The sequence below is a fragment of the Nonomuraea sp. NPDC049649 genome, from assembly GCF_040675175.1.
Classification (GTDB): Bacteria; Actinomycetota; Actinomycetes; order Streptosporangiales; family Streptosporangiaceae; genus Nonomuraea.
Genome location: NZ_JBFAOH010000077.1, coordinates 1 through 8,734, shown reverse-complemented (window position 1 = coordinate 8,734; position 8,734 = coordinate 1). Strand labels below are relative to the sequence as shown.

Here is an 8,734-nt window from a genome sequence, read left to right as displayed (position 1 = left end):
TGAACGCCTTCGCCATCACTTTCGAAGGCCGCCTGACCCCGACCATCCGATAGAACCATTCAAGATCGAGTTACACCGTTTACTGGACAGACCCGCTATGCCCGTATGGCCCAGCGGAGAATCGCTTCAGATAGGGATGATCACCTCTCTGCCTCGGAACCGGTAGAGAGCCCCGTCTGTTTCTGAGCGACGAGGCTCTCATCACTTCCGGACTTCAGGCGCCAGAGCCGAAGGTACTCCGTACGTTCTCTTTGTCTGCGCCGATCAGGACGAGCAACTCGATGGTCGGTACGCGGTACGTGTCGCCGACCTTGATGACGCGGCAGGGGAACTCGTCCCGCTGGACCAGGCGATAGGCGGTGTTCCTACTCAGGCCCAGAGCGCGGGCCGCCAAGAGGAGCGGCACGACCGCGGGCAGGGCCTGTACCTCGGCAAGGGTCAGCGGCCTCACGGAGTGTCCTCCTTGCTTCCGCCGCCGAGAGTCGGGCACTCATCCCCGTGACAACTTGTCGGGCTGGAATTCACCGGCTCTACCGCCCTCCGAGGGGGCGGTTGCCCTGGGAGGAGCCGGGCCCGGGCGAGTTGGCAGTAGTCAGGCTTGAGTTCGATGCCGACGAACTTCCGGCCGAGTTGCCGGGCGGCGATGCCGACTGTGCCGCTTCCGGTGAATGGGTCCAGGACGATTCCGCCCGGCCGGCAGCCTGCTGCGATCGCTCGAAGCGGGATGTCGATCGGGAAGGCCGCGAAGTGCGCCGCCCGTAGTGGCCGAGTGGAGATGTGCCAGACGTCTCCCGGGTTCTTGCCGCCGGGGTGGCCTGTGGTGTGCCGCTGTCCGGTTGGGCATATGAACGCTCCGTGCCGCTCGCCAACGCAGTCCTCGCCGGTCGTCCCGTACCTGCCGGGTGGCCAGGGCGTCTTGATGCTGTTCTCCTTGATGCCGCCAGCGCGGGCGCGTCGGGTAAGCGAGCGGTCTCCGGTGTAGGTCTGGCGGATCGGGTCCAGGTCGAACCAGTAGGTCCGCTGCTTGACGAGCAGGAAGATCAACTCGTACCGGTTGGACAGCCGATCCCGGACTGACTGCGGCATCGCGTTGGGCTTGTGCCAGACGATGGCGTTGCGCACGATCCAGCCGTCCTGCTGGAGCGCGAAGGCCACCCGCCAGGGCATGCCGAGTGCGTTCTTGGGCGGGACTGCCAGGCGGGCCTTGGGCCGTACCTCCGGTTGACGAGCGTTGTAGGCCGTGCCCCGGGCCCAGCCGTCGGAGTTCGCGGCGTAGCAGTCGCCCAGGTTCAGCCAGCAGGTGCCGTCGTCGGCGAGCACCCTTCGGGCCTCCGCGAACGTGGCCCGTAGATTCTCTACGTACTCCTCTGGCGTTGACTCCTGGCCGTACTGGCCCTCGCAGTAGTGACGCAGGCCCCAGTACGGCGGGCTGGTGACGATGCAGTTCACCGAGCCGTCGTCCATCTCGGTCAGCACCTCGCGAGCGTCTCCTTGGTAGAGCGCCGCCTGGTCGTCGCTCCAGTACGGCTTTCGCAGCGCGCTCATGAGCGCCCTCCGAAGGTCGTGACCTCCCACAGGAGAACGGTGCCGAACTCGCCCGTAGAGGTGTGAGCGATCAACCGTCGGTACCCTTTCGACCGGATGGCCCGCCAGGCGGCGCTCAGCAGGGCCGGGCAGGCGTTGGGCGTCCCGTCAGTGACCAGACAGGTGATCTCGGCAGTACGGCCGTCGTCGAGAGCCCAGCGGCCTGGCCGGTCAACGAGCACGACCCCGACGAGGGCTCCCCGATCAGACTGCGCACCGATGACGAACTCGGCGTCGGCCGGAGGGGCGATATGCGGGTGGGCCCAGGCGGCGAATGCCCGTGCGGTTTGGGAGGTGACCGGCGAAATCGCCAGCCGCCAATTTCCCGAGTTGTTCAGGCTGGTGTTGTGGGCGGTCTTCTGGATGTCATTCCAGTGCTCCATTGCTTTGTCGGGACACGTTTCTCCGGATGCACGCCCCAGGAGCCGCAGATGCGGCGCCGAGGGCGTGTCACCAGGCAAGCAGCAGGCTCAGAGTCTGCTCAGATGCCACCGCTCAGAGGTCGCCGAAACCGGCCGCGATCTGAGGTTCTGAGAAATTCCCGAGTGAATACCCAGATGACTTCTGAGCCTTTTCTGAGGCGGTGCGTAGACCGGTTTCGAGACCACGGACTTCTCTCGACCCGGAGTACGACATGGGCGCGCATCGCCTCGATGAATCACCTTTGGACACCGCGGAGACCTCATTCCGGCTCCTGACGACGGGCCCCGGCGGCCTGTCCCTGAACTGCGCCACGATCACGCCTGAACTGCCCCGAGGCTCGGTCGGCCTGCGCGAGCTTCGGACGCTGCTCACCAGCCGGCACATCAGCGACGACGCCCGGGACGCCGTCTGGCGGGAGTTGGTCGCCCGCGCCCGCCGGTCCAAGTCCGCATGGACCGTCGCGGCGGTCGGGATGGCGCTCCCCGCGCTCCGCACGATCGCCCTCTCGCTCACCCGCAATCTGCCCGGCGGTGATCCCATCGACGTCGACATCGCGATCATGGCTGGGTTCCTGCGAGGTATCCACCGGGTGGACGTCGACCTGCCCGGTATCCGTCCTCGCCTGTGCGAGGCCGCCCGGTTCGCGGGCGAACGCACTGTCCGATACCTGGCTGCCAGGGCCGAGCGGCAGCAGCCTGGCGAGCCGCCGCCTCTACGGCCCTGGTTCCACCCAGACCTGGTCCTGATCGACGCGGTGAGCGAAGGCGTCCTCGACGAGCTGGACGCCGAGCTGATCGCCCTGTCACGGCTGGAGGACGTGCCCCTGCGCACGCTCGCATCGTCCGCCTTCTCCTCTACCGCTTCTTCATCCACAGGTGTGGACGAACAAGCTCACATGACTTCCGCGCGGAGCCAGGAAACTCCGGATGCAACAACGGCAACCAACCTGAAGGGAGGCAGGGGCACGACCCCTGGCTCCGCGCGGATCTCCCCCAGCCACCCCTCACTCGCGGGCCGCGCCCGCCGTGCCAGACAGTGGCGCCCGGCCGACTGCCGTCCCCGGCGCCCGACACCGCTGCCATGCTGGGTCGTCACCTGGACCCTGGCCGTAACGGCAGCCGCCGTACTGGTGGTTGCCGCTGCGGCAACGGGCGCGTTCGGGGCCTCGGCGATGGCTGCCGTCCCAAAGGATCTGAACTCCGTCCTCACCAACCTGCGGAACTGGCTGATCGGCCTCCTCGCCGCGCTGTCCACGCTGATGCTGACCATCGGCGGGCTGCGCTACCTGGTGGCCGGAGGTGATCCCGGCGAGGTCCAGAAGGCGAAGGGCGCGCTGAAGGCCGCCGCGTTCGGTTACGCACTGGCGGTGCTGGCGCCGCTGTTCGTGAGCGTCCTCAAGCGCATCGTGGGCGGGTGAGCGCGGTGTTCACGCGGCCCAACCGCAGATTCGCTGTCGTTGCCGCTGCGGCAATCGGGGTCCTTGCCGCCATGGCTACCGCTGCCGAGGCCGCCACTCCGACGCCGTCCCCATCTCCATCCGATCTGGTGGATACCCCGCTGCCGGAGAGTTCCGGGTTCGGGTTCGGCATCGGTGACCTGATTGCCGGTCAGATCAATTCCTGGTTCGCGAGCCTGGTGACCATGGCGGTCAAGCCGCTGCTGGACCTGCTGGCAGTGACGCTTCTCGCCACTCCCGACGTCTCAGGCAGCGGCAGGGTGTTCGACCTGTGGAAGGCCAACGCCATCATCGCCGACGCCAGCCTCGTCCTGCTCGCCACCGCCGGCGCGATCGCGGCCATGGGGCACGAGACCGTGCAGACCCGCTTCGCGGTCAAGGAGGTCCTGCCCCGCCTGTGTGTCGCCTTCCTGGCGGCGAACACGAGCTTCCTCATCTGCGGCAAGGTCATCGAACTGGCCAACGCCCTGTCGACAGCACTGCTTGGGCAGGACTTCGACGGCCGCCGGGCCATGGCCACTCTCCGGTTCCTGGTCATCGTTCCCGGGCAACAGCAGATCTTCTACACGTTGCTCGCCCTGGTCGCAGCCATCCTGCTCATCCTGCTGCTGATCTCGTTCGTCATGCGAGCCGCCCTGGTGCTGCTGCTCGTGGTCGCCGCGCCGCTGGCGCTGGCAGGTCTCGCGCTCCCGTATGCCGACGGGCTGGCCCGGTTCTGGGCGCGTGCCTTCGGCGGGCTTCTGCTCATCCAGGTCGCCCAGTCGCTCACGCTGGTCCTGGCGGTGAGGATCATCTTCAACCAGGACGGCCGGCTCCTACTCGGTCTCACGCCCACCGGACAGCTCGTCAACCTGGTGCTCGCCCTCTCCTTGTTGATCATCCTTGTCCGGATCCCGGGCTGGATCACTCGGAGGGTCTTCGCCCAGACAGCCGGGCGCGGCTCGACCATCACCCGGATCATCAAGTACGCCCTGGCTTACAAGCTCACCTCGCCGGTGCTGAGCGCACTGCACCTCGGCCGGGGCGGTCGCAGCGGCCGAGGCGGCAGGGCTTCCGGTGCCGTCAGGCATGCGGCGGTCTCCGCCATGGCCAGCAAGGTTCTGCCGGCGGTTGCCGGCGGTCCTGCCGGTGCCGCTGCCGCCGGTGCCGCGACGGCAGCCTCGGCAGCCCGTAATCGGGCTGGAGCTGTAAAGCAGGCACCCGTTGCCACGCACCGCTCCGGCCAGCCAGCGCCGTCTGTCCCCGGCAAGTACCGGGGCGCCGTGCAGGCCCCGATTCCTCGGCACACCCCGGTGTACGGGTACCCGCGCGAGACCTACTACGCCAATGGGCCTGCCGGTCTGGCGCAGATGTACTGGCTCCGCAATCAGAACAGCCCATCGGCGCCAGGAGTCCCCCGTCCTCCGGCCCCGCCCGCTTCCGGTGCCACCGGCCGACCCAACAACCCGCAGCCAGGGCGCACGCCGCGCCGTAAGCCGGGAGGTGGTGGCCGATGAGCTGGGGGCAACCAGTCCGCATCCCTGCCGACATCGAGCGGGAAGACCGGATCATCGGCGGCTTCACCGCCCGTCAGGTAGCCATCTTCGGCGCCACCGGCGGCATTCTCTACACGGCCTACCTGCTCGTCGGCGATCAGGTGCCGCTGGTGATGTGTGCCGCCGTAGCGCTCCCGGTGGGGATTCTCGGCGTTCTCCTCGCGATTGGACGGCGTGATGGACTCTCTCTGGACCGCTACCTGCTGGCCGCGGCCCGCCACCAGCTTTCACCGAAGTCCCTGGTCTCCGCACCTGGGAAGGCCACTCCGCCACCTTCTTGGATAGCCGCCCGGTCAGACCCTCGACCCGCGCCTCTCCGTCTTCCGGCACGCGGGGTGGGAAGCGATGGGCTGATTGATCTCGGACCAGACGGGGTCGCGGCGGTCTCGGAGGTATCCACGGTCAGCTTCGCGCTCCGGACGCCGGACGAGCAGGACGCGCTGGTCTCGGTGTTCGGGGGCTGGCTCAACTCGCTGTCCGGTCCGGCTCAGATCCTCGTACGCGCTGAGCGAGTGGATCTCACGGACACCATCACCAACTTGGTCGAGAACGCCCGCGCGCTCCCCCATCCGGCACTGACCGACGCCGCACATGAGCACGCGGCGTTCCTCGCCGACATCTCCGCGCGTCACGATCTGCTCCGCCGCCAGGTGCTGCTGGTCATCCGCGAACCATGCGCGAAGGGCCGTGACGCAGCGGCGGCCCGTGCACTGCGACGCCTTGAAGAAGCCGCCCGGCTGCTGTCGGCATGCGGGCTGACCGTCCGCCCGCTTGACGCCCCCGCCACAAACACGCTGCTGGCCTCCTGCTTCGACCCGACCGCCCCGCCCACGCCCGAGATCGAGTTCGCGACACAGGACGAGGTCATCACGAGAGGAGAACACCGATGAGGCTCTCCCGCAGGCGTACGGCACCCACGCAGTTCGGCCCGGATGCGGTCCAGGTCCGTGCCCGCGAACTCCAAGTGAGCAACAGGCTGTGCGCCACGCTCGCCATCAGCGGATTTCCACGCGAGGTCACGCCCGGCTGGCTGGAACCGCTGCTCACCTACCCTGGCCGTCTCGATGTGTCGCTGCACGTCGACCCGGTGCCGTCGCTGGTCGCCTCGGACCGGTTGCGCAGACAGCTCGCCCGTCTGGAATCCGGGCTGCGCAGCGACCAGCAGCATGGCCGGCTGCTCGATCCCGGCGCGGAGGTCGCCGCCGAGGACGCCCAAGACCTGGCCACCCGGATCGCGCGCGGACAGGCCAAGCTGTTCCGCGCCTCGATCTACCTGACCGTGCACGCAGGCACGCAGGAGGAGCTCGACGACGCGTGCGCCGAGGTCCGGTCGCTGGCCGCCTCGCTTCTGCTGGACGCCCGCCAGGTGGCCTTCCGCCAGCTGCAGGGCTGGGTGTCCTCGCTCCCGCTGGCCTACGACAACCTGGGCGTGGCCCGTACGTTCGATACCCCCGCGCTCGCGGCCGCGTTCCCGTTCACCAGCCCTGACCTGACTGCCGAACTGGGACCCACCACAGTCCTGTACGGGGCGAACGCAGCGAGCGCTTCGCTGGTGGCCTGGGACAGGTTCGCCCAGCCCAACCACAACTCCACGATCATCGCCAGCAGCGGGGCCGGGAAGTCGTACCTGGCCAAGCTGGAAGCGCTGCGCTCCTTGTACGCGGGAGTCGAGGTCGCAGTCATTGACCCCGAGGACGAATACGCCAGGATGTGCGCGGCGGTCGGCGGCGCCTACCTCCACCTAGGGGCGCCGGACGTCCGGCTGAATCCCTTCGACCTTCCTCGGGAGAGCCGCCGTTACGGTGATCCGCTCACTCGGCGAGCGCTGTTCCTGCACACGTTGATCGCAGTCATGCTCGGTGGTCCGCTGGACAAGGGGAGCAAGGCCGCCCTGGACCGGGCGATCATCGCTGCCTACAAGCAGGCGGGCATCACCTTCGATCCGAGCACCTGGGGCAAGCGCCCGCCTCTCATGAGCGATCTGGTAACTGCTCTTACCAAGGATGACGATCCCAGAGCCGCGGAGGTGGCCGCCGGGCTCGCACCGTACGTCACCGGCAGCCACCGCCAACTCTTCGACGGACACACCACCACCGAGCCCGACTCTCACCTGATCGTCTTCTCACTCCGCGACCTCCCTGACGAGCTGAAGGCCATCGGCACGCTGCTAACCCTGGACGCGGTCTGGCGTCGGGTCTCCGACCCGCACAACCGGCGGCCCCGTCTGGTCGTGGTGGACGAGGCGTGGCTGCTCATGAAGGACCCGGAGGGCGCCAAGTTCCTGCTGCGTATGGCGAAGGCGGCCAGGAAGCACTGGGCGGGACTGTCCGTGGTCACCCAGGACGCCGCCGACCTGCTCGGCTCCGACATCGGGCAGGCGATCATCGCCAACTCGACCACGCAGATCCTGCTCCGGCAGGCACCCCAGGCCATCGACGCGGTCACGGACGCCTTCCGCCTCTCCGATGGTGAACGGCAACTCCTGCTGACCGCGGATCGCGGTTTCGGCCTGCTGGCCGCCGATTCGGGAGCTGCCCGGGTGGCCTTCCAGGTGCTGGCCAGCGAGCAGGAACACCGGCTCGTCACCTCCTCGCCGCAGGAACTGGCCGAGTACGAGGAGGACGAGCTCTGATGCTCTACGACCCGGACGCCGTCCTGGACCTGACGCTGGCCTGGCTGGAAACGCACGCCTGGGACCTTGCCGTCCTGGTTGCAGCCGCCGTGATCGTGATCGAGTTGCTCCGTTTCCTGCTCGTACAGCTCCGTCACCGCGCCCTCGTCAAAGGCGCGCGGTGCGTGGAGATCCTGGCCCCGCCCGAGGCGGACCTGCCCGGCGCGGAGGCGCTGTGGGCCAACCTGATCGGCCTGCTGCGTCCAGCCTGGAAGCGGGTCCTGTGCGGCCAGCCGCACCTGGCCTTCGAGTACGTCTTCGGCGCCGGCGGCGTTCGAATCAGGTTGTGGGTCCCTGGCAACGTCCCGCAGCATCTGGTCGAGCACGCGATCGAGGCGGCCTGGCCGTCCGCCCGTACCGCCGTGCTGGAGGCTGTTCCGCCGGTCCCGTTGGCCGGGCAGGCAACCGGCGGGCAGTTCAGGACCGCCCGTAGCGAGCGGCTCCCGATCCGGTACGACCACGATCACGACCCGCTGCGGGCTCTGCTCGGGGCCGGCGTGGGCATGCCCACCTGGCAGCACGCCGCCGTGCAGATCCTCGCCCGGCCGGCCTCTGGCCATCGGCTCTCCCGCGGCGCCGCAGGCATCTCCCTGCTACGAGGTGTTCTGAATCTCCTCTCGCCCAGCCCTGGAAATCCCCCCCATAGCCCACAAGATCACGCTGTACGCCTGGAGCAGTACGCAGAGGCCCGTGCGATCCGGGACAAGTCCATGTCTCCCAGGTACGAGGTCGCCGTCCGCTACACCGTTCAGGGCGACGACGGAAAGGACCGAGCAGCCCGCAGAGCCCGGCGCAGCGCCATCCGGGGTCGGGCGCACGCGATCGCCTCCGCGTTCGCCCTGTTCTCCGGCCACAACCGGCTCGAACGGCACTGCTTGCCGCTCCCCGCACGCCATCTGAGAGGGCGGTCTGTGAGCCTATGCCCGTGATGTCGTACTGTGATCGAGTGAATCTGTAGCGTTATGCCCGGCTGGTGAGCGTGGACGTGCTGAGATAGCCGGGTGAGTGAACGCAAGCCGTACGCGACGGACTTATCCGATGAGCGGTGGGCCCTGATCGAGCCGG

General features: G+C 68.2%; 8 protein-coding genes. 5 read left to right on the top strand and 3 right to left on the bottom strand.

The annotated features are described in order from the left end of the window. Positions 1-214 precede the first annotated feature (214 nt). From AB0J42_RS37200 to AB0J42_RS37190, 3 genes are read right to left on the bottom strand one after another with little or no spacing between them, the layout of a single operon-like run. The gene (locus AB0J42_RS37200; RefSeq protein WP_364303208.1) at positions 215-451 is read right to left on the bottom strand and encodes a helix-turn-helix domain-containing protein; all 237 of its coding nucleotides are present in this window, start codon (positions 449-451) and stop codon (positions 215-217) included. Beyond that, positions 448-1,545: a site-specific DNA-methyltransferase gene (locus AB0J42_RS37195; RefSeq protein ID WP_364303206.1), complete on the bottom strand. Its 1,098-nt coding sequence runs from the start codon at positions 1,543-1,545 to the stop codon at positions 448-450. The genes AB0J42_RS37200 and AB0J42_RS37195 overlap by 4 nt, the downstream gene beginning before the upstream one ends. Continuing rightward, positions 1,542-1,967: an XF1762 family protein gene (locus AB0J42_RS37190; RefSeq protein WP_364303204.1), complete on the bottom strand. Its 426-nt coding sequence runs from the start codon at positions 1,965-1,967 to the stop codon at positions 1,542-1,544. The genes AB0J42_RS37195 and AB0J42_RS37190 overlap by 4 nt, the downstream gene beginning before the upstream one ends. A 251-nt stretch (positions 1,968-2,218) precedes the next feature. Between AB0J42_RS37190 and AB0J42_RS37185 the strand changes: the two genes are divergently transcribed. From AB0J42_RS37185 to AB0J42_RS37165, 5 genes are read left to right on the top strand one after another with little or no spacing between them, the layout of a single operon-like run. Beyond that, positions 2,219-3,424, top strand: a complete 1,206-nt coding sequence (locus tag AB0J42_RS37185; RefSeq protein WP_364303202.1) for a pilin — start codon at positions 2,219-2,221, stop codon at positions 3,422-3,424. Continuing rightward, positions 3,421-4,959 (top strand): conjugal transfer protein TrbL family protein, encoded by a 1,539-nt coding sequence (locus AB0J42_RS37180; protein ID WP_364303200.1) that lies wholly within the window; start codon positions 3,421-3,423, stop codon positions 4,957-4,959. The genes AB0J42_RS37185 and AB0J42_RS37180 overlap by 4 nt, the downstream gene beginning before the upstream one ends. Further along, on the top strand, positions 4,956-5,888 hold the full coding sequence (locus tag AB0J42_RS37175) for a PrgI family protein (protein WP_364303197.1): 933 nt from the start codon (positions 4,956-4,958) through the stop codon (positions 5,886-5,888). The genes AB0J42_RS37180 and AB0J42_RS37175 overlap by 4 nt, the downstream gene beginning before the upstream one ends. Beyond that, on the top strand, positions 5,885-7,630 hold the full coding sequence (locus AB0J42_RS37170; RefSeq protein WP_364303195.1) for a conjugal transfer protein TraC: 1,746 nt from the start codon (positions 5,885-5,887) through the stop codon (positions 7,628-7,630). Before AB0J42_RS37175 ends, AB0J42_RS37170 begins: the two co-directional genes overlap by 4 nt. Then, positions 7,630-8,598: a hypothetical protein gene (locus AB0J42_RS37165; protein WP_364303193.1), complete on the top strand. Its 969-nt coding sequence runs from the start codon at positions 7,630-7,632 to the stop codon at positions 8,596-8,598. Before AB0J42_RS37170 ends, AB0J42_RS37165 begins: the two co-directional genes overlap by 1 nt. Positions 8,599-8,734 lie beyond the last annotated feature (136 nt).

Coding starts and splice junctions, on each gene's coding strand:
- AB0J42_RS37195 (WP_364303206.1), bottom strand. CDS start 1,545: ATGAGCGCGCTGCGAAAGCCGTACTGGAGCGACGACCAGGCGGCGCTC.
- AB0J42_RS37190 (WP_364303204.1), bottom strand. CDS start 1,967: ATGGAGCACTGGAATGACATCCAGAAGACCGCCCACAACACCAGCCTG.
- AB0J42_RS37185 (WP_364303202.1), top strand. CDS start 2,219: ATGGGCGCGCATCGCCTCGATGAATCACCTTTGGACACCGCGGAGACC.
- AB0J42_RS37175 (WP_364303197.1), top strand. CDS start 4,956: ATGAGCTGGGGGCAACCAGTCCGCATCCCTGCCGACATCGAGCGGGAA.
- AB0J42_RS37170 (WP_364303195.1), top strand. CDS start 5,885: ATGAGGCTCTCCCGCAGGCGTACGGCACCCACGCAGTTCGGCCCGGAT.
- AB0J42_RS37165 (WP_364303193.1), top strand. CDS start 7,630: ATGCTCTACGACCCGGACGCCGTCCTGGACCTGACGCTGGCCTGGCTG.